The 19,908-nt window shown below is 58.1% G+C and carries 20 protein-coding genes, 1 pseudogene and 1 other annotated feature; of the genes and pseudogenes, 10 read left to right on the forward strand and 11 right to left on the reverse strand.

The genetic code is table 11. The features are described 5' to 3' along the window. Nucleotides 1-3: 3 nt before the first annotated feature. The 8 genes from cobS to dacD all read right to left on the reverse strand — a co-directional run bounded on the left by cobS (nt 4) and on the right by dacD (nt 7,390). Complete coding sequence (cobS, locus tag BMF08_RS18620) at nt 4-744, reverse strand: adenosylcobinamide-GDP ribazoletransferase (protein WP_072569002.1); 741 nt, start codon at nt 742-744, stop codon at nt 4-6. Beyond that, nucleotides 741-1,286, reverse strand: a complete 546-nt coding sequence (gene cobU / locus BMF08_RS18625; RefSeq protein ID WP_072569003.1) for a bifunctional adenosylcobinamide kinase/adenosylcobinamide-phosphate guanylyltransferase — start codon at nt 1,284-1,286, stop codon at nt 741-743. Before cobU ends, cobS begins: the two co-directional genes overlap by 4 nt. Next, a complete protein-coding gene (locus BMF08_RS18630; RefSeq protein WP_072569004.1) occupies nt 1,283-2,818 on the reverse strand; it encodes a cobyric acid synthase in 1,536 nt (511 codons plus the stop codon). The genes cobU and BMF08_RS18630 overlap by 4 nt, the downstream gene beginning before the upstream one ends. Further along, on the reverse strand, nt 2,815-3,777 hold the full coding sequence (gene cbiB, locus BMF08_RS18635; RefSeq protein WP_072569005.1) for an adenosylcobinamide-phosphate synthase CbiB: 963 nt from the start codon (nt 3,775-3,777) through the stop codon (nt 2,815-2,817). The genes BMF08_RS18630 and cbiB overlap by 4 nt, the downstream gene beginning before the upstream one ends. Before the next feature lie 132 nt (nt 3,778-3,909). After that, on the reverse strand, nt 3,910-4,245 hold the full coding sequence (locus BMF08_RS18640) for a DUF496 family protein (RefSeq protein ID WP_072569006.1): 336 nt from the start codon (nt 4,243-4,245) through the stop codon (nt 3,910-3,912). A gap of 166 nt (nt 4,246-4,411) precedes the next feature. After that, nucleotides 4,412-5,470 carry an FUSC family protein gene (locus BMF08_RS18645; RefSeq protein WP_072569007.1) on the reverse strand — a complete coding sequence of 353 codons (1,059 nt, stop codon included), beginning with the start codon at nt 5,468-5,470 and terminating at the stop codon, nt 4,412-4,414. A gap of 159 nt (nt 5,471-5,629) precedes the next feature. After that, complete coding sequence (sbmC, locus tag BMF08_RS18650) at nt 5,630-6,103, reverse strand: DNA gyrase inhibitor SbmC (RefSeq protein WP_072569008.1); 474 nt, start codon at nt 6,101-6,103, stop codon at nt 5,630-5,632. A 129-nt stretch (nt 6,104-6,232) separates the two neighbouring features. After that, nucleotides 6,233-7,390, reverse strand: coding sequence for a serine-type D-Ala-D-Ala carboxypeptidase DacD (gene dacD, locus BMF08_RS18655; protein WP_072569009.1), 1,158 nt, complete (start codon nt 7,388-7,390; stop codon nt 6,233-6,235). A 196-nt stretch (nt 7,391-7,586) separates the two neighbouring features. Between dacD and sbcB the strand changes: the two genes are divergently transcribed. Beyond that, complete coding sequence (gene sbcB / locus BMF08_RS18660) at nt 7,587-9,023, forward strand: exodeoxyribonuclease I (protein ID WP_415877722.1); 1,437 nt, start codon at nt 7,587-7,589, stop codon at nt 9,021-9,023. An 88-nt stretch (nt 9,024-9,111) separates the two neighbouring features. Here sbcB and BMF08_RS18665 read toward each other — a convergent pair whose 3' ends face one another. The 3 genes and pseudogenes from BMF08_RS18665 to BMF08_RS18675 all read right to left on the reverse strand — a co-directional run bounded on the left by BMF08_RS18665 (nt 9,112) and on the right by BMF08_RS18675 (nt 12,520). Continuing rightward, nucleotides 9,112-10,473 carry an APC family permease gene (locus BMF08_RS18665; RefSeq protein ID WP_072569010.1) on the reverse strand — a complete coding sequence of 454 codons (1,362 nt, stop codon included), beginning with the start codon at nt 10,471-10,473 and terminating at the stop codon, nt 9,112-9,114. A gap of 289 nt (nt 10,474-10,762) precedes the next feature. Next, nucleotides 10,763-11,650: pseudogene (locus BMF08_RS18670) on the reverse strand (LysR substrate-binding domain-containing protein); the annotation flags it as partial. A 27-nt stretch (nt 11,651-11,677) separates the two neighbouring features. Further along, complete coding sequence (locus tag BMF08_RS18675) at nt 11,678-12,520, reverse strand: SDR family oxidoreductase (protein WP_072569012.1); 843 nt, start codon at nt 12,518-12,520, stop codon at nt 11,678-11,680. A 174-nt stretch (nt 12,521-12,694) separates the two neighbouring features. Here BMF08_RS18675 and hisL point away from each other — a divergent pair, with 174 nt between their 5' ends. The 9 genes from hisL to hisIE all read left to right on the forward strand — a co-directional run bounded on the left by hisL (nt 12,695) and on the right by hisIE (nt 19,898). Further along, the gene (gene hisL / locus BMF08_RS18680; RefSeq protein WP_100396937.1) at nt 12,695-12,742 is read left to right on the forward strand and encodes a his operon leader peptide; all 48 of its coding nucleotides are present in this window, start codon (nt 12,695-12,697) and stop codon (nt 12,740-12,742) included. Beyond that, nucleotides 12,718-12,841: a sequence feature (His leader region), on the forward strand. It overlaps the preceding gene by 25 nt. A gap of 35 nt (nt 12,842-12,876) precedes the next feature. Next, nucleotides 12,877-13,776, forward strand: coding sequence for an ATP phosphoribosyltransferase (hisG, locus tag BMF08_RS18685; protein ID WP_072569013.1), 900 nt, complete (start codon nt 12,877-12,879; stop codon nt 13,774-13,776). Between the two features lie 5 nt (nt 13,777-13,781). Continuing rightward, the gene (gene hisD / locus BMF08_RS18690) at nt 13,782-15,086 is read left to right on the forward strand and encodes a histidinol dehydrogenase (protein WP_072569014.1); all 1,305 of its coding nucleotides are present in this window, start codon (nt 13,782-13,784) and stop codon (nt 15,084-15,086) included. Next, the gene (hisC, locus tag BMF08_RS18695; RefSeq protein WP_072569015.1) at nt 15,083-16,144 is read left to right on the forward strand and encodes a histidinol-phosphate transaminase; all 1,062 of its coding nucleotides are present in this window, start codon (nt 15,083-15,085) and stop codon (nt 16,142-16,144) included. Before hisD ends, hisC begins: the two co-directional genes overlap by 4 nt. Next, nucleotides 16,141-17,208 (forward strand): bifunctional histidinol-phosphatase/imidazoleglycerol-phosphate dehydratase HisB, encoded by a 1,068-nt coding sequence (hisB, locus tag BMF08_RS18700; protein ID WP_072569016.1) that lies wholly within the window; start codon nt 16,141-16,143, stop codon nt 17,206-17,208. The genes hisC and hisB overlap by 4 nt, the downstream gene beginning before the upstream one ends. Further along, on the forward strand, nt 17,208-17,798 hold the full coding sequence (hisH, locus tag BMF08_RS18705) for an imidazole glycerol phosphate synthase subunit HisH (protein ID WP_072569017.1): 591 nt from the start codon (nt 17,208-17,210) through the stop codon (nt 17,796-17,798). Before hisB ends, hisH begins: the two co-directional genes overlap by 1 nt. Further along, nucleotides 17,798-18,535, forward strand: coding sequence for a 1-(5-phosphoribosyl)-5-[(5-phosphoribosylamino)methylideneamino]imidazole-4-carboxamide isomerase (gene hisA, locus BMF08_RS18710; RefSeq protein WP_072569018.1), 738 nt, complete (start codon nt 17,798-17,800; stop codon nt 18,533-18,535). The genes hisH and hisA overlap by 1 nt, the downstream gene beginning before the upstream one ends. Continuing rightward, entirely contained in the window at nt 18,517-19,293 is a 777-nt protein-coding gene (gene hisF, locus BMF08_RS18715; protein ID WP_072569019.1) for an imidazole glycerol phosphate synthase subunit HisF, read from the forward strand. Before hisA ends, hisF begins: the two co-directional genes overlap by 19 nt. Then, the gene (gene hisIE, locus BMF08_RS18720) at nt 19,287-19,898 is read left to right on the forward strand and encodes a bifunctional phosphoribosyl-AMP cyclohydrolase/phosphoribosyl-ATP diphosphatase HisIE (protein ID WP_072569020.1); all 612 of its coding nucleotides are present in this window, start codon (nt 19,287-19,289) and stop codon (nt 19,896-19,898) included. Before hisF ends, hisIE begins: the two co-directional genes overlap by 7 nt. Nucleotides 19,899-19,908 lie beyond the last annotated feature (10 nt).

Below are 19,908 nucleotides of genomic sequence, written 5' to 3' on the forward strand. Positions count from 1 at the left end.
GGGCTAGCGAAGCAGCGCCAGCATAAAAATGACTTCACCCAGTTCGATGGCGGCACCGAGCGTGTCCCCGGTCTGCCCGCCAAGCGTGCGTTTGAGCATCAGGCCGAGCAGGTAAATGGCGACGAGCGTTATCGCCAGCGCCAGCAGTCCCGTTATGCCCAACAGCATCGCCGCCAGTAAAGCGGTGATACCCAGCGTGAACAACGTCTGCGCCAGACTGATTTTGCCGATAAACAGGTTGCCGAGTCCCTCCTCGCGGGCATAGCGATGCCCGTACATCAGCAGCACGGAACCACCGCGTCCGGCGGCGCAGGCGGCGATCAGCACCGTCAGCACCGGCATATCGCGCAGGGCCAGTTCGGCGATGACCAGCACTTTCGCCAGCAGCACGACGATCAGCGCCAGGCCGCCGTGGGTGCCCAGCCGACTGTCGCGCATGATCGCCAGCATCCGCTCCCGCGTACGGGCGGAAAATACGCCGTCACAGGTGTCCGCCAGCCCGTCGAGATGGAAACCGCCGGTCAGCAGCGCCAGCGCCAGCACGCTGAACAGCGCCGCCAGCGGGAAGCCGCACCAGCCGTCTAGCAGGATAAACACCAGCCCGCCAAGCGCGCCGAGCACCACGCCCACCAGCGGAAAGGTGACGATACCGCGCACGTACTGCTCTACCGCCAGTCCCTGCATAAAGCGTTCCGGCACCGGGATGCGGCTCATAAAGGCAAGCGTTGCCAGAAAGAGTTTCATTTGATTTTGACTCCAATACCGGACACCACCAGCCAGACGTCATCGGCGGCCTGCGCCAGCCGCTGATTCACCCGCCCGGCGATATCGCGAAAATGCCTCGCCAGCCGGTTTTCCGGCACAATTCCCATCCCCACTTCGTTAGTGACCAGAACCACCGGCGACGGGCAACGCTGACAGGCGGCAATCAGCGCCTCGAGCTGCTGCTGCACGCTGGCTTCCAGCGCCTGATAATCCCAGCCGTTGGGATTGCTGTCGCCGCCCAGGGCAAACAGCTGGTTGGTGATGAGCGTGGTGATGCACTCCAGCAAAATCGCCTCCTGCGGATCGTTATCCGGGGTGATGATGTCGTCCAGCTGCTGCCAGCGCTCCTCGGTGCGCCAGTGCGCCGGGCGGCTATCACGGTGATGCTGGATCCGGGCGGCCATCTCCTCATCAAAAATCTGCGAAGTGGCGATATACAGCACCCGTGGTGATGCGCTGACCAGCGTTTCCGCATGACGGCTCTTACCGCTGCGCGCGCCGCCGGTGACAAGGGTGATCATGCTGGCTCCTTATGCTCGCGCATAATCCGGTAGATTTTTTCGATGTCGATATGGCTGCGCATGGCCTCCGCCAGCCGGTCAAACTGCTGCGCTTTGTGATCCTGCCAGCTGAAGCCTGACGCCAGCGGCGGCAGATTTTTGCGCTGGCGCAGGCCGTTGATCACCGCGCGGGTGAAGGCATCGCTGTCGAACAGGCCGTGCAGGTAAGTGCCAAACACCAGACCGTCGTCGCTCACCGCGCCATCTGCCACGCGTTGCCCCTGTTTTTCCAGCCACAGCGCCGGGCGGCAGCCTTCGTGCCGCGTGGTGTCGCCCATATGGATTTCATAGCCGCTGAGCGGCATATCGCGGGCTCCCGCCAGCCAGCCGGGAAGCGTTGTGCCGCTGCGCGCCGTCACTTTTGTGGTGGTTTTCTGCGGCGCAAAGATCGTCTCCACCGGCAGGAAGCCTAAGCCCGGTTGCCTGCCCATGTGTGACTCCACGTCATCGGTGATGGTTTCGCCGAGCATCTGATAGCCGCCGCAGATGCCGAACACCGGCACCCCGGCGTGATGTAACTGCACCACCGCCTGCGCCAGCCCACACTCCCGCAGCCAGTGCAGATCGCCCAGGGTATTTTTACTGCCCGGCAGGATCAGCAGATCGCAATTTTCCAGTTCATCGGAATGACGCACGTACCGCAGCCGCACGTCCGGCTGCGCGGCCAGCGCGTTAAAATCAGTGAAGTTAGAGATATGCGGCAGTTGCACCACGGCGATGGTGATCTCCCGTTCGCCGGTATGCCGGTATTTGCCGCGTTGCAGGGCCACGCCATCTTCATCTTCCAGATCGATGTCCAGCCACGGCATCACCCCCAGCACAGGCACGCCGGTTAACGCTTCAATTTGCCGCAGGCCGGAGGTGAGCAGCGCCACGTCGCCGCGAAATTTATTGATGATCACCCCTTTTACGCGCCAGCGTTCGTGCTCCTGCAACAGCGCGAGGGTGCCGTAGATGGCGGCAAATACGCCGCCGCGATCGATGTCCGCCACCAGGATCACCGGGCATGCGGCCATTTCCGCCATACCCATGTTGACGATATCACGGTCGCGCAGGTTGATCTCCGCCGGGCTGCCCGCGCCTTCCAGCACCAGCACCTCGTACTCCTGCGCCAGGCTCTGATAAACCTCGATAATCTGCTCACGCAGCTGCGGCTTGAAGTCGTGATAGCTGACGGCGTCCATGTGGCTGGCGACTTTACCCATCAGCACGATCTGCGCATGGCGGTCGCCGGTGGGTTTTAACAGCACCGGGTTCATGCGCACATCAGGCTCGATACCTGCCGCCTCCGCCTGAAAAATCTGCGCGCGACCCATTTCGTGGCCGTCCGGCGTGATGCCGGAATTAAGCGCCATGTTCTGCGATTTGAACGGCGCGGTGCGCAGGCCGTCCTGCCAGAAAATCCGGCACAGCCCGGCGACCAGCATACTTTTACCCACATCCGAGGCGGTGCCCTGCACCATAATGGCTAAGGGTTGCGGTGATTGATTCATAATTGCCATCCGGAGAACGCCAGATGCACCAGCGCGAACAGTACCAGCGCCAGGGTAGAGGCGACCCACATCAGTTGTACGGCGCGGGGAATGTCATCCACATGGATCTCACGACGCGCGTCGCCAATCCAGGGTTTGTCTACCCGCTGACCAAAATAGTTATTCGGACCGCCCAGGCGAATACCCAGCGCACCGGCGACCGTGGCTTCCGGCCAGGCGCAGTTGGGGCTGCTGTGATTACGGCGATCCCGGAAACCAATCCGCAGGGCGCTGGCGGCATCCTGACGGCACAGCCAGGCCGCAAGGCTGAACAGCAGCCAACTGAGCCTGGCGGGAATAAAATTCGCCACATCGTCCATGCGCGCGCTGACCATACCGATGGCGCGGTATTTTTCGTGCTTGTAGCCGACCATCGAATCCAGGGTGTTCACCGCTTTAAAGGCCATCGCCAGCGGCGCGCCGCCGAGCAGTAAAAAGAACAGCGGGGCTATCACGCCATCGACGGTATTTTCCGCCACGGTTTCCACCACCGCGCGCTGGATTTGCGCAGGCTGAAGTGCGGAGGTGTCGCGCCCGACGATCCATGACAGTTTTTCCCGGCTTTCTTCCAGCGTGCCGTGACGGAGGGCCTTTTCCACGGCGCGGGCGCTGTCGTCGAGGCAACGCGTCGCCAGAATGGTGTAGATCATCCATACCTCCACCAGCCAGCCGACCCACGGGTGCAGCGCCGTTGCCAGCGTGATGACGCCAGAGGCAACGCCCCAACTTATCCCCACCACCAGCAGCCACATGATGCCGCCGCCGATGCGCAGGGTAATATCCTGCCTGCAAAGGCGGCGCACCTGCCGCTGGACGATCGTAATGAGCGTGCCGATCCAGCGTACCGGATGCGGCCAGTGCGGCGGATCGCCAAGCCAGCGGTCAAGCAGCCAGGCGGCACACCAGGCAAGCAGCGTCATGGCCTTTGCCTTAGGGAAAGGGAAAACTGAACGATCATAGATAGCCGGTAAAAGTGGAGGTTTGTCATCACTTTACACGGATGCGCGACGGGGGAACAGAACGGTGAGGGAGAGTCCCTCACCGCAAAGGAATTACTCGGCTTTAGGTTCGTGGGTTTTCATTTCACCCATGGTCTTGAGCTTTTTGGAGATCTCGCGACGCTCTTTGGAGATCTCGGCGTTTTTGATGATGTAGTCATCAACGCGATCTTCGTAATCGCTTTTCATGCTGGCGATGATGCCCTGGATGGCTTCAACGCTCATGCCCGGCTTGATGTAATCGCTCAGGTTATCCAGCAGCAGCACGCGTTTCTGGTTATCACGGATCTTTTTCTCAACGTCCTGGATTTCACGCTGGAGTTTGTTTTTACGACGGAACAGACGAACAAATTCCAGAACATCCTGAAACGAAGGCTTAGTAGTTTCCATTTTTACACCCCTGCTAATATAAGATTCGGATTCGTAAAAGCACCCACCCCGGCTCAACACTACTTTCAGCGGCTGCTAATGACAATGCTTTTGTGCCTGCGGGTATCATAACCCTAATTTATGCTGAATCGAAACAACACGCACGCATCCCCTGCACAGGTGGAGCTTATTTGCGCAGTGCGCGACAAATCAAATGCGACAGCAGTTCAAGCTGACGCGCCAGTTCCATACTTAACCATACATAGCCGTGCATCGGCGTTTCCGCCAGGGTTTCTCCCTGATGCGCCTGAATAAGCTCCCGCAGTTCACGGGTGATGTCGTTAAGCTTTTCGCTGTTCGCCACTATCGGCTGCGGGTTACCCTCGTAGAGCGCATGGGCAATGGTCAGCAGAGTCTGCTGCGTCATGTTTTGCATGTCACGCAGGGTATGGGCATTCAGCATCACCATATGGCTGGCGCGCGAGGCCCAGTGGGCATTGATTTGCAGCTCCAGTATGCACACCATATTGCGGCTCACCGTCTGGATCGCCTCAAAGATGGATTTTTGAATACGCGTCTCTTTGCTGGCGGGCGTGATAAGCCCGCGCATTTTCACCACGTCGTTAAGGATGGTTTGCAGGTGCTTTTCCAGCCGCGGACGTTCCACCAGGTTCGGTGAAAACCCCGCCTGATAGACTCGGTTAAAGGCGGTAACATAATTCGCCATCTGAATGCGCCAGTGGATAAAGGCGCGCTGAGGCCAGATACTGGTAAAAAGCATCGCCAGCAGGGAACCGAGAATGACATCGCCCCCGCGCCACAGCGCCGTGTGCATATCCCCCGCGGGGGCACCCACCACCACCGCCAGGGTGATGCCAATCAGCAGCGCCTGATAGGGCTTTTTGCCGAGCGCCAGCCAGCCGCAGAGGAACATGGCCGCCGCGCACCACAGCAACATCACCGGCAGCGAAATCAACTCCAGCTTTAACGCCACCAGCCCCAGCGCCGAGCCAAAAATAGTGCCGCCGATGCGCTCCCAGGCGCGCGGTACCACGTTGCCCAGAAAAGAGATCGGCCCCATGATCACCACCAGCGTGATCAGCGGCCATGTGCCTTCGGGAACCTGAAGTAAGCGCACCAGTAAGAACGTCAGAATAAACGCCAGCGCGATCCGCACCCCGTGGACAATACGATAGTGACGGTAGAGACGAATTTCAAAAGGGCTGAGTGATTTGTCGGGGCGCACACCCGTTCTCCGGCTAAAACAACAAAGGCGCAATTGTAGCGGCTTTTTACCAGGCGATTTCCGCGTTATGGCCTGAATGATGGCAAAAATGACGATTTACTCGCCAGTCGCGCCATAAACGCCTCCAGGATCAATTCTGAAGGCTGGGCCAAAACGCCGTCAGAGCACTTTTGGCTCGACGGGGATATGCATGTCGATCTCCCAGTGCCCTTCGCCGCTGTCGACATTAAGATAGATCTCAAAGCACGGACCCCGTGCAATCTGGTAATTCTGATCCGCTAACAGCGTGTCGAAGAATCCGTCCCAGGCCTGCTGGAAATCCTCGTTTTCAACGCGCGCGCGGGCTACCGCATAAGCGCCGCCGGGCAGTTCGGTGAGCATCACACCTTCGCTGTTTTCCGGCAGGACAAAGTCTTCATCCACCGCGATCACCACATCGGCACGCAGCTTTTCAGCTGGTACTTCATCGGGATTGTCGTAATAGGCCGCGATCCACTCCAGGGGCTGCAGCTGCTTACTCTTCACCCACAGGGTCAGCTGTTCGAAGCCCTGCTTTACGGTTTTTTCCCACGGCCCCACCAGATGAAAACCGGCAATCTTACGCGAATCAACGTCTTTGATTTGATAGTCCATTGCTGCCTCCGACGAATTTAACTGTATGGATACACACTATAAATGATGCAAAATCACTCTACACCCACCAGTTTGTCAGTATGCGAGCAGGCTCGCATACTCGCCAGTCAGTCAGCTGAATGCTTAAGATTAATGATGGAACCAGTCGTTTATGCGCGAGAATACCCCGCCCTTACCCACGCTCTCCAGGGTGTACAGCGGCCAGTGGGCGATGACTTTGTCGCGATCGTAAAGCGCGATCTCCCCCACCTGCTGATGCGCCGCTATCGGCGCCTGTAAATCTTTGTTGGTCAGGGTGTATTTTGCCTTAATGTAAGGCACTTCCGATTTGGGCAGCGCCAGCCAGAAATCCTGTCCGGTGCCGACCGCCACCTGTTTCTTATCGCCGAACCAGATGCGCTCGCTGCCGACCTTCTGCCCCTGGCGCAGCACCTGCACCGTATCAAAATTCTGCTGGCCCCAGTGCAGCAGTTTACGCGCCTGGTCTTCGCGTCCTTTCGGACTGTCGGCACCCATGATCACTGAAATCAGGCGGCGCTGGCCGTCAACGGCAGAGGCGACAATGTTGAAGCCTGCGCCGGAAGTGTGGCCGGTTTTCAGGCCATCCACGTTAAGGGATTTATCCCACAACAGGCCGTTGCGGTTCTGCTGGGTGATCCCGTTCCACGTCAGGCTTTTCTCACTGTACATATGATAAAACTGCGGTTCGCCGTGGATAATAGCGCGGGAGAGCACCGCCAGATCCCAGGCGGAGCTGTGCTGCCCCGGCGCATCGAGGCCGTGCACGGTTTCAAAATGGGTGTCGCGCAGGTGCAGCTTCTGCACGTAATCGTTCATCATCTTCACAAACTGCGGCTGGCCGCCCGCCACATGATCCGCCAGCGCCACGCAGGCGTCATTGCCGGAATCGACGATCAGCCCGCGGCTGAGATCGCGCACCGTGACGCGGTCGCCCGGTTTGATAAACATCAGCGAGGAGCCGTCAAACACCGGATTGCCTTTCGCCCAGGCGTCCGGACCGACCGTTACCACCTCGTCCGGGGTGATGCGGTGGCTGTCAATGGCGCGATCGACAACGTAGCCGGTCATCAGCTTGGTCAGGCTGGCCGGGTTGCGCTGTTGATGTTCATTGCCCGCGGTTAATACCTGGCCGGTGGTGTAATCCATTAAAACCCAGGACGCGGCCTGGATTTGCGGTGGCTGAGGGGTGACGGGTAAATCGGCAGCCAGCGCAGAATTCACGCAAACAGCAATACATGATGCGGCAATAAACAAACGGCGTTTCAACGGGAGATCCTCTGATTCAGGTAAATGGCTGACCTTTTTACGGAATTTCTTATGTCGTTACTCCGTTTAATTGCAAAGAAATGTGACAGTGGCGCGCGGAGTCTGGATGATTGCTCGCAAAATCAGCAGCCGGATGGCATTTATGTCGGAAGAAGCGGCGGGATGGTTTACCATAGACAGGTCACTTCAAAACAGGATGAACTCACTGGTGTCTGATTCCGCTCCGCAGCCAACTTTTTTATTTCACGATTACGAAACCTTCGGCACCAGCCCGGCGCTGGATCGCCCCGCGCAGTTCGCCGCTTTGCGAACCGATGCGGATTTTAACGTTATCGGCGAGCCGGAGGTCTTTTACTGCAAGCCGGCTGATGATTACCTGCCCCAGCCGCAGGCGGTGCTGATCACCGGGATCACACCGCAGATCGCGCTGGCGAAAGGCGATAACGAAGCCACCTTCGCCAGGCGTATCCACGCCCTTTTTACGGTGCCGGAAACCTGTGTGGTGGGCTACAACAATGTGCGCTTCGACGATGAAGTGACGCGCAATATTTTCTATCGCAACTTTTACGATCCCTATGCCTGGAGCTGGCAGAATCACAATTCCCGCTGGGATCTGCTGGATGTGATGCGCGCCTGCTATGCCCTGCGTCCCGACGGCATCAACTGGCCGGAAAACGACGACGGGCTGCCGAGCTTCCGCCTGGAGCACCTGACCCGCGCCAACGGCATTGAGCACAGTAATGCCCATGACGCGATGGCGGACGTCTACGCGACCATCGCCATGGCGCAGCTGGTGAAGGCGAAGCAGCCGAAGCTGTTCCAGTATCTTTATGAGCATCGCAGTAAACATAAACTGACGGCGCTGATTGATGTGCCGCAGATGACGCCGCTGGTGCATGTCTCCGGGATGTTTGGCGCGTGGCGCGGCAATACCAGCTGGGTGGCCCCGCTGGCCTGGCATCCTGAGAACCGCAATGCGGTGATTATGGTTGATCTCGCCGGGGATATGTCGCCGCTGTTAACCCTTGAGGCCGATGCGCTGCGTGAGCGGCTTTACACCGCGAAAGACGATCTTGGCGATGACGCCGCCGTGCCGGTGAAGCTGGTGCATCTGAATAAGTGCCCGGTGCTGGCGCAGGCCAATACGCTGCGCGCCGCCGACGCTGACCGACTGGGGATTAACCGCCAGCACTGTCTCGACAACCTTAAACTACTGCGTGAAAACCCGCAGGTGCGGGAAAAAGTGGTGGCGATTTTCGCCGACGCCGAGCCTTTTGTGCCGTCGGAAAACGTCGATACCCAGTTGTATAACGGGTTTTTCAGCGATGCCGATCGCGCCGCGATGAAGATTGTGCTGGAAACCGATCCGCGTAATCTGCCGGCGCTGGATATTACTTTTGCTGATAAACGCATCGAAAAGCTGCTGTTTAACTACCGGGCGCGTAACTACCCCGGCACGCTGGATGAGGCGGAGCAGCAGCGCTGGCATGCGCACCGGCAGAGTATCTTCACAGAGGAATTTTTGCAGGCGTGGGTGCAGGAGCTGGAAATGCTCTACAGCCAGCATGAAGGAGACGCTGAGAAGCAGGCGTTACTGAAAGCGCTGTTCCAGTATGTGCAGGACATTGTCTGACCTCCCTCTTCTGAGGGCGGTACAGAAAGCAAAAAACCGGAGGCGTTAACCTCCGGTTTTTTTATACGTCATTTAGCGGGTGCTGCTTTTACTGCGGGATATCTTCGTACTGCGGAACCGGATTGCGGAAGCTTTTAGTCACGCAGGCCAGATACAGCAGACCGATAGCGCCCCAGATGAGGCCAAGGATCATGGAGCTTTCTTCCAGATTCAGCCACAGTGCGCCTACCGTCAGCGCGCCACACATTGGCAGCACCAGGTAGTTGAAGTGATCTTTCAGCGTTTTGTTACGCTTTTCACGGATCCAGAACTGGGAGATCACCGACAGGTTAACGAAGGTGAAGGCCACCAGCGCACCAAAGTTAATCAGCGCCGTCGCGGTCACCAGGTCGAAGTTAATCGCCAGCAGCGCAATCGCGCCCACCAGCAGCACGTTCCATGCCGGAGTACGCCATTTCGGATGCACGTAACCGAAGAAACGGGTCGGGAACACGCCGTCACGGCCCATCACGTACATCAGACGGGATACGCCAGCATGCGCTGCCATACCGGATGCCAGTACGGTGATGGTGGAGAAAATCAGCACGCCGAACTGGAAGGTTTTACCCGCCACGTAGAGCATGATTTCCGGCTGTGACGCATCCGGATCTTTAAAGCGCGAGATGTCCGGGAAGTACAGTTGCAGGAAGTAAGAGGCCACGATAAACACCAGGCCGCCAATCAGCGCGGTCAGGAAGATGGCACGCGGGATCACGCGCTCGGCGTCTTTCGTTTCTTCAGACAGCGAAGAGATACCATCGAAGCCCAGGAACGAGAAGCACAGGATGGTTGCGCCGGTGATCATCGGCACCACGTGCGCGCCTTCGGACCAGAACGGACGGGTGCTGGTCAGCGTACCTGCGCCTTCACCGTGCGCCACGCCATAGACGATCAGGCCAATGATAGCCGCCACAATCCCCATCTGCAGGATCACGATCAGGGTGTTGAAGTTCGCCACTGATTTGATGCTGCGCAGATTGGAGATAGTCATAAAGGCTACCAGCGCGACTACGAATATCCAGGATGGCACGCTCGGCACCAGCGCTTCGAAATAGATTTTCGCCAGCAGGATGTTGATCATCGGCATGAACAGGTAGTCCAGCAGCGATGACCAGCCCACCATAAAGCCAACAGCCGGGCTGATGGATTTCTGGGCGTAAGTATAGGCGGAGCCCGCAGACGGGAAACGGCGAACCAGTTTACCGTAGCTGAGCGCAGTGAACAGGATCGCCACCAGCGCAAAGGCGTAAGCCGTCGCGACGTGACCATCAGTCAATCCAGAGACAATGCCGAACGTATCGAACAGCGTCATCGGCTGCATATAGGCAAGACCCATCATAACAACCGGAATCAGCGTAAGGGTTTTACGCAATTCCACGCGAGAGGTTTTTGGAGTAACGTTATGCGACATGGTGAACCCCCATTACGGCAGATGCCATCGCAAATGCAAAAAATTGCCCCATCTGTTTTCTTTCCTCAGCGACAACGACTGTCGTTTTTTAAATGTGTATCTATCCGGTACGAAGCCCGGCCTCTTTGATTAAATGACGTTTTTATTGCAAAAAAAATAACCGACGCGTTTAACGTCGGTTAATCTCATTTTTTGCAGGCGGCGTATTTTGCCCCAAATCCGGGCGCGATGACAAGACTGTGAAAGGCCTGTCATGCGAATATTTTTACGATTGCCCGCCGTGACGGGCATCAGCAAAATTGTAAACGCCGGTAATAGCACTATTTGCCACTATTTCCCTGCACCACCACGCGCTGGCGAGGCCTGCGGTTTGCTCATTCCAGCCCAGCCAGACGGGTTCCCCAGACACCTCGTCAGTGACGCGTTTTTCAATCAGCGCGCCGCTGTCGAGAAAGCGCTGCGCCAGATAGCGCGGTACCCAGCCAAAGCCGAGGCCGCCCCGTAGCAACTCAAGTTTAGTCTTAAAATCGAAAACCGCGATCGCTTCATGATCGTCCGGCATGGCCTGCTTACCGCTGGTCACCACAATGGCGCGATGGCGTTTGATGTCATGACGGGGTATGGGCTCTGCTGCTTTCGCCAGCGGATGATGCGGGGCAACGGCGAAAACCTGTTCAAGGCTGCCCAGTCGGGTAAAGCCAAAGCCGCTGAGATGAGGAGGTTCATGCAGCGCGCCGACGATGATATCGGCCTCGCCGTTAATGAGCGCCTGCCAGGAGCCTGACAGCACGCCATTGATAAACTTCAGACGGGTGACACTATGATCCCGATAAAAGGCGTCAATAAGCGGTAACAACAAGGAAAACGGGAAGGTGTCGTCAACGCCTATCACCAGCTGGCTTTCCCAGCCCTGATGAAGCTTCACCGCCTGCTTTTCCAGTTCCCGGACGGCGTGTAGTACGTCGCGCCCTTTCTCCAGCAGCATCTGTCCGGTGCGGGTGAATTTCGCCCGGTGCCCGCTGCGGTCGAGCAACTGAATATTCAGATCGCTCTCCAGCTTATGCACGGTGTAACTCAGCGCAGAGGGCGTTTTATAGAGCTTTGCGGAGGCTGCTGCAAAGCTGCCCTCTTTTTCCAGCGCATCCAGGATCACCAGCACATCCAGCAATGGTTTCATGCTCGCCCCCTCAGGGTGTGCGACCAGTCAATCCCTGCCAGTCGCCGTGTCCATCGGCATGAGCAGCGGATCGGGGTATTGATAGTCAAATCCCAGCTCTTTGGTGATGCGGCTGCCGTCAACGATTTTGCCTTTGTCAGCAGTCGGCGCATCATGAAACTGCGGCACCGGCAGATCCAGCTGCCGTGCCATGGCGGGATAAAATGTCGATCGCGCCGGGTGGGCAGGCGCACAGATATTATAGATGTGCCCGCCTTTTGGAGCCTGCAACAAAAGGGTGATTGCGGCGACGACATCATCCAGATGGACGAGATTGACGCCATGCTGACCGTTGGGCGCGGTTTTACCGGCAAAGAAGCGGCCCGGATGACGCCCCGGCCCCACCAGCCCCGCCAGACGAAGGATGTCCACCGAGGTGCCCGGCAGATTATGCAGCCAGTCTTCCAGATCTTTGAGAACGCGCCCGCTGGCGGTCACCGGCTGGCGAGGACTGTCCTCTTTTACCGTACCGGCAACGTCGCCGTAGACCGAGGTGGAGCTGGTAAAGATAATACGCGGGATGCGGTGCGCCAGCGCGCTGTCGACAATTTCCTGCATCGCCTGCATATAGAATTCGTCCCCTGGCCCGCTGCGGCGGGCAGGTAGTGTAATAACCAGCGCGTCGACGTTCATCAGGGCGTCGAGATCGTCGGTGTCGCACATCAGCTCCGGGGTGAGTTGCAGCAGATAGCTGTCAATGCCGCACATGCGCGCGGCCTCAACGCCGTCCTGAGTTGTTTTACTGCCGGTTACCTGCCAGCCCCGCGCCGACAGCGCTAATGCCAGCGGCATCCCCAGCCAGCCCAGTCCGACAATTGCCACCTTCTTCATGCCTTTCTCCTGACGTTCACGCATCTGCAGTAAGGCTACGCCAGGGTGAGAGAACTGACAATTCATAGAATCAATATGAAATGATTTAATGATGGAAAAAAGCCCTTGCCTTACAGGGCTAAACTGGTTTAGGTTAATCGCAAGCAGTTGAATATTCATTCATCGAGAAAATTTATGACACGCGTTCAATTTAACCACCACCATCACCATCATCCTGACTAGTCTTTCAGGCGATGTGTGCTGGAAGACATTCAGATCTTCCAGTGGTGCATGAACGTATGAAAAAGCCCCCGGAAGATCATCTTCCGGGGGCTTTTTTTTGAACCAAATTCAGGCAGGAACAGAGGATAATCCGAATGTTAGACAATACCCGTTTACGCATAGCTATTCAGAAGTCCGGGCGCTTAAGTGATGATTCACGCGAACTGCTCGCCCGCTGCGGCATTAAAATTAACCTGCACACGCAGCGTCTGATCGCGCTGGCAGAAAACATGCCGATCGATATTCTGCGTGTGCGTGACGACGACATTCCGGGCCTGGTAATGGACGGCGTGGTCGATCTGGGCATTATCGGCGAGAACGTGCTGGAAGAAGAGCTGCTGACCCGCCGCGCCCAGGGCGAAGATCCGCGTTACTTCACCCTGCGTCGTCTGGATTTCGGCGGCTGTCGTCTGTCGCTGGCGACCGCGGTGGATGAGGTCTGGGACGGCCCGGCGGCGCTCAACGGTAAACGCATCGCCACCTCTTATCCGCACCTGCTGAAGCGCTATCTGGATCAGAAAGGCGTTTCCTTTAAATCCTGTCTGCTCAATGGTTCTGTTGAAGTGGCGCCCCGCGCCGGTCTGGCCGATGCGATTTGTGACCTGGTCTCCACCGGCGCCACCCTGGAAGCTAACGGCCTGCGCGAAGTGGAAGTGATTTACCGCTCCAAAGCCTGTCTCATCCAGCGTGATGGTGAGATGGACGATGCCAAACAGCAGTTGATCGACAAACTGCTGACCCGTATTCAGGGCGTGATCCAGGCCCGTGAATCCAAGTACATCATGATGCACGCGCCAACCGAGCGTCTTGATGAAGTGATCGCCCTGCTGCCAGGTGCGGAACGTCCGACCATTTTACCGCTGGCAGGCGATCAGCAGCGCGTGGCGATGCACATGGTGAGCAGCGAGACGCTGTTTTGGGAAACCATGGAAAAACTGAAAGCGCTGGGCGCCAGTTCGATCCTGGTACTACCGATTGAGAAGATGATGGAGTGACGGCGATGAGCTTCAATACTGTAATCGACTGGAACAGCTGTAGCCCGGAGCAGCAACGTGAACTGTTGCAGCGCCCGGCGATCTCCGCCTCGGAAAGCATCAGCCGCACGGTCGCTGAGATCCTGGATAACGTGAAAGCCCGGGGTGACGATGCGCTGCGTGAGTACAGCGCGAAGTTTGATAAAACCGAGGTTGGCGCGCTGAAAGTCACCGCGCAGGAAATTGACGACGCCAGCGCCCGACTGGGAGAGACGCTGAAGCAGGCGATGGCCGTGGCGGTCAAAAATATCGACACCTTCCACATGGCGCAGCAGCTGCAAACCGTGGATGTCGAAACCCTGCCGGGCGTGCGCTGCCAGCAGGTGACCCGTCCGATCGATTCGGTCGGCCTGTATATTCCCGGCGGCTCCGCTCCGCTGTTCTCGACAGTATTGATGCTGGCGACACCGGCGCGCATCGCCGGTTGCCGGAAAGTGGTGCTCTGCTCACCGCCGCCGATTGCCGATGAAATTCTTTATGCCGCGAAGCTGTGCGGTGTGCAGGACGTCTATAAAGTGGGCGGCGCGCAGGCGATTGCGGCCATGGCTTTCGGCACCGATTCCATCCCGCACGTGGATAAAATTTTCGGCCCCGGCAACGCGTATGTGACCGAAGCCAAGCGTCAGGTCAGCCAGCGTCTTGATGGCGCGGCCATTGATATGCCTGCCGGGCCTTCTGAAGTGCTGGTGATCGCCGACAGCGGCGCGACGCCGGATTTCGTGGCCTCCGATCTGCTTTCCCAGGCCGAACACGGCCCGGACTCGCAGGTTATTCTGCTGACGCCGGACAACGCCATGGCAGAAGCGGTGGCGCAGGCCGTTGAGCGTCAGCTGGCGGATTTACCCCGTGCTGATACCGCCCGCCAGGCGCTGGCGGCCAGCCGTCTGATTGTGGCGCGGGACCTGGCGCAGTGCGTGGCCATCTCCAATGCCTACGGTCCGGAGCACCTGATCATCCAGACCCGCGAAGCGCGTGCGCTGGTTGACGACATCACCAGCGCCGGTTCGGTATTTCTGGGTGACTGGTCACCGGAATCGGCGGGGGATTACGCCTCCGGCACCAATCACGTGCTGCCGACCTACGGTTATACCGCCACCTGCTCCAGCCTCGGGCTGGCGGATTTCCAGAAACGCATGACCGTGCAGGAGTTGTCCCGCGACGGGTTCGCCGCCCTCGCCTCCACCATTGAAACCCTCGCCGCCGCCGAACGCCTGCACGCGCACAAAAATGCCGTGACGCTGCGCGTTAACGCCCTTAAGGAGCAAGCATGAGCATCACCGAACTCGCACGCGAAAATGTGCGCAACCTGACGCCTTATCAGTCTGCGCGCCGTCTGGGCGGTAAGGGCGATGTCTGGCTGAATGCCAATGAATTCCCGACGCCGGTAGCGTTTCAATTTACACAGCAGACGCTGAACCGTTACCCGGAGTGTCAGCCGAAAGCGGTGATTGACGGCTATGCCACTTACGCCGGGTTGAAACCGGAGCAGGTGCTGGTGAGTCGGGGCGCTGATGAAGGTATCGAACTGTTGATCCGCGCCTTTTGCGAGCCGGGCAAGGATGCGGTGCTGTTCTGCCCCCCAACCTACGGCATGTACAGCGTCAGCGCCGAAACCTTTGGGGTGGAAACGCGTACCGTGCAGGCGCTGGACGACTGGCAGCTTAACGTGCCCGCCATTGCTGAAAAGCTCGACGGCGTTAAGCTGGTATACGTGTGCAGCCCGAACAACCCGACCGGGCAGATCGTCAACCCGGCGGATCTGCGGGCGCTGCTGGAGATGACCCGCGGTAAAGCGCTGGTTGTCGCCGATGAAGCCTATATTGAGTTTTGCCCGCAGGCGACGCTCACCGGCTGGCTGGCGGAGTATCCGCATCTGGTAGTGCTGCGTACCCTGTCGAAAGCCTTCGCGCTGGCGGGTCTGCGCTGTGGCTTTACGCTCGCCAATGAAGAAGTCATCAGCCTGCTGATGAAGGTGATCGCCCCCTACCCGCTTTCCACGCCGGTGGCGGACATCGCCGCGCAGGCGCTGACCCCGCAGGGTATTGCCGCAATGCGCGAGCGCGTGGCGCAGATCCTGGCGGAACGTCAGTATCTGGTGGCGAATCTGCGCGATATTCCCTGCGTCGAGCAGGTTTTTGATTCGGAAACCAACTATATTCTGGTGCGCCTCACCGCCTCCAGCGCGGTATTTAAATCGCTCTGGGATCAGGGCATTATCTTACGCGATCAAAATAAACAACCCACTTTAAGCGGCTGCCTGCGCATCACTATCGGCACCCGGGAAGAAAGCCAGCGCGTCATTGACGCCTTACGTGCGGAGCAAGTATGAGCCAGAAGTACCTCTTTATTGACCGTGATGGCACGCTGATTAGCGAGCCGCCGAGCGACTTTCAGGTCGATCGTTTTGACAAGCTGGCCTTCGAGCCGGATGCCATTCCGGTTTTGCTAGCCTTACAAAAAGCCGGTTTCAAATTGGTGATGATCACCAATCAGGACGGACTGGGCACGTCAAGCTTCCCGCAGGCTGATTTCGACGGCCCGCACAATCTGATGATGCAGATTTTTACCTCTCAGGGCGTGGTCTTTGACGAGGTGCTGATTTGCCCGCACCTGCCGGCGGACGAGTGCGACTGCCGCAAACCGAAAACCCGCCTTGTGGAGCACTATCTGGCGGAACAGGCGCTGGATAAAGCCAACAGCTATGTCATTGGCGATCGCGAGACAGATATTCAGCTTGCCGACAATATGGGCATCACCGGCCTGCGCTATAACCGCGAGACGCTGAACTGGACGATGATCGGCGAGCAGCTGACCCGCCGCGATCGCTACGCGCACATTGAACGCAATACCAAAGAGACGCAGATCGACGTTAAGGTGTGGCTGGATCGCGAAGGCAGCAGCAAGATTAATACTGGCGTCGGCTTCTTCGACCACATGCTGGATCAGATCGCCACCCATGGCGGCTTCCGCATGGAAATAGCCGTGAAAGGCGATCTCTATATTGACGATCACCACACGGTGGAAGATACCGGCCTCGCGCTGGGCGAAGCGCTGAAGCTGGCGCTGGGGGACAAGCGCGGCATCAACCGTTTCGGCTTTGTGCTGCCGATGGACGAATGCCTGGCGCGCTGCGCGCTGGATATTTCCGGCCGCCCGCACCTCGAATACCGCGCGGACTTTACCTATCAGCGCGTGGGCGATCTGAGCACTGAGATGGTCGAGCACTTCTTCCGCTCCCTCTCCTATACCATGGCGGTGACGCTGCACCTGAAAACCAAAGGCAAGAACGATCACCACCGCGTGGAGAGCCTGTTCAAAGCCTTTGGCCGCACGCTGCGCCAGGCGATCCGTGTGGAAGGCGATACCCTTCCCTCCTCTAAAGGGGTGCTGTGATGAACGTGGTGATCCTTGATACCGGCTGCGCCAACCTGAATTCGGTGAAATCCGCAGTGATGCGCCACGGTTATACGCCGCTGGTGAGCCGCGATCCGGATGTGGTTCTGCGCGCCGACAAACTGTTTCTGCCAGGCGTGGGCACCGCCCAGGCAGCGATGGATCAGATCCACGAACGCGAGCTGAGCGATTTGATCAAAGCCTGTACCCAGCCGGTGCTGGGGATCTGTCTGGGCATGCAGCTGCTTGGCAGCCGCAGCGAGGAGAATAACGGCGTCGATCTGCTGGGCATCATTGAGCAGGACGTGCCGAAAATGAAAGATGTCGGGCTGCCGCTGCCGCATATGGGCTGGAACCGCATTTATCCAAAAGCGGGCAATCGCCTGTTCCAGGGCATTGAAGACGGATCTTATTTCTACTTCGTGCACAGCTATGCCATGCCGGTGAATACCTGGACTATTGCCCAGTGCCATTATGGCGAGGCCTTTACCGCCGCGGTGCAGAAAGATAACTTTTATGGCGTGCAGTTCCACCCGGAACGCTCCGGTGCCGCAGGCGCGCAGCTGCTGAAAAACTTCCTGGAGATGTAATGATTATTCCGGCATTAGATTTGATCGACGGCACGGTAGTGCGTCTGCATCAGGGTGATTACGGCCAGCAGCGCGACTACGGTAACGATCCGCTGCCTCGTTTGCAGGAGTATGCCGCGCAGGGGGCAGAGGTGCTGCATCTGGTGGATTTAACCGGCGCAAAAGATCCGCAAAAAAGACAGATCCCGCTGATTAAATCGCTGGTGGCGGGCGTGAACGTCCCTGTGCAGGTGGGCGGCGGCGTGCGAAGCGAAGATGACGTGGCGGCGCTGCTGGAGGCCGGCGTGGCGCGGGTGGTGGTTGGCTCCACGGCGGTAAAATCCCCGCAGCTGGTTAAACAGTGGTTCAGCCGTTTTGGCGCTGATGCGCTGGTGCTGGCGCTGGATGTGCGCATTGACGAGGCGGGCAACAAACAGGTGGCGGTCAGCGGCTGGCAGGAAGACTCCGGCGTGTCGCTGGAAGCGCTGGTGGAGAAGTATCTGCCGTCAGGCCTTAAGCATGTGCTGTGCACCGATATTTCCCGTGACGGTACGCTGGCAGGCTCGAACGTCTCTTTATATAAAGAAGTCTGCGCCCGTTATCCGCAGGTGGCGTTCCAGTCATCCGGCGGCATTGGCGATCTGGAAGATATTGCCGCCCTGCGCGGCACGGGCGTGCGCGGCGTGATTGTCGGGCGTGCGCTGCTGGAAGGTAAATTTAACGTAACGGAGGCCATCCAATGCTGGCAAAACGGATAATACCCTGCCTGGACGTACGTGACGGCCAGGTGGTGAAGGGCGTGCAGTTCCGTAATCATGAGATTATCGGCGACATCGTCCCGCTGGCAAAACGCTATGCCGAGGAAGGCGCGGATGAGCTGGTGTTCTACGATATTACCGCCTCCAGCGATGGCCGCGTGGTGGATAAAAGCTGGGTGACGCGCGTGGCGGAAGTGATCGACATCCCCTTCTGCGTGGCGGGCGGGATTAAATCCGCAGAAGATGCGGCGCGCATTCTCACCTTCGGCGCGGATAAGATTTCCATTAACTCCCCGGCGCTGGCGGATCCGGAGCTGATCACCCGTCTGGCGGATCGCTTTGGCGTGCAGTGTATTGTGGTGGGTATTGATACCTGGTTTGATGACGCCAGCGGCAAATATCACGTTAATCAGTATACCGGCGATGAAAGCCGCACGCGCGTGACACAGTGGGAAACCCTCGACTGGGTGCAGGAAGTGCAGAAGCGCGGCGCGGGGGAAATCGTCCTTAATATGATGAACCAGGACGGCGTGCGTAACGGCTACGATCTTGCGCAGCTGAAAAAAGTCCGCGAGGTCTGCCACGTACCGCTCATTGCCTCGGGCGGCGCGGGCACCATGGAACATTTCCTCGAAGCCTTCCGCGACGCCGATGTGGATGGCGCGCTGGCAGCCTCGGTGTTCCACAAACAGATTATTAATATTGGTGAATTAAAAGCGTACCTGGCAGCCCAGGGCGTGGAGATCAGGGTATGTTAACAGAGCAACAACTGGCCCGACTGGACTGGGAAAAAACCGACGGACTGCTGCCCGCCGTGGTGCAGCATGCGGTATCCGGCGAAGTGCTGATGCTGGGCTATATGGATAAAGCGGCGCTGGCGAAAACGCAGGAGAGCAGCAAAGTGACGTTTTATTCACGCACTAAGCAGCGCTTATGGACCAAAGGCGAGACCTCCGGACATTTCCTGAACGTAGTCAGCATTACCCCTGACTGTGATAACGATACCCTGCTGGTGCTGGCCAATCCCATCGGCCCTACCTGTCATAAGGGCACCTCAAGCTGCTTCGGCGAAGCGAGCCATCAGTGGCTATTTCTGTACCAGCTGGAACAATTGCTGGCGGAGCGTAAGACAGCGGATCCTGAAAGTTCATATACCGCGAAGCTGTACGCCAGCGGCACCAAGCGCATCGCGCAAAAAGTCGGTGAAGAAGGCGTGGAGACGGCCCTTGCCGCCACGGTTAACGATCGTGAGGAATTAACCAATGAAGCGTCCGATCTGATGTATCACCTGATGGTACTGTTGCAGGATCAGGAACTGGATATGACGACAGTGATTGAGAACCTGCGTAAGCGGCATCAATAAGACGAAAAAA

Source organism: Enterobacter sp. SA187, from assembly GCF_001888805.2.
In the GTDB taxonomy this organism is placed as follows: Bacteria; Pseudomonadota; Gammaproteobacteria; order Enterobacterales; family Enterobacteriaceae; genus Enterobacter_D.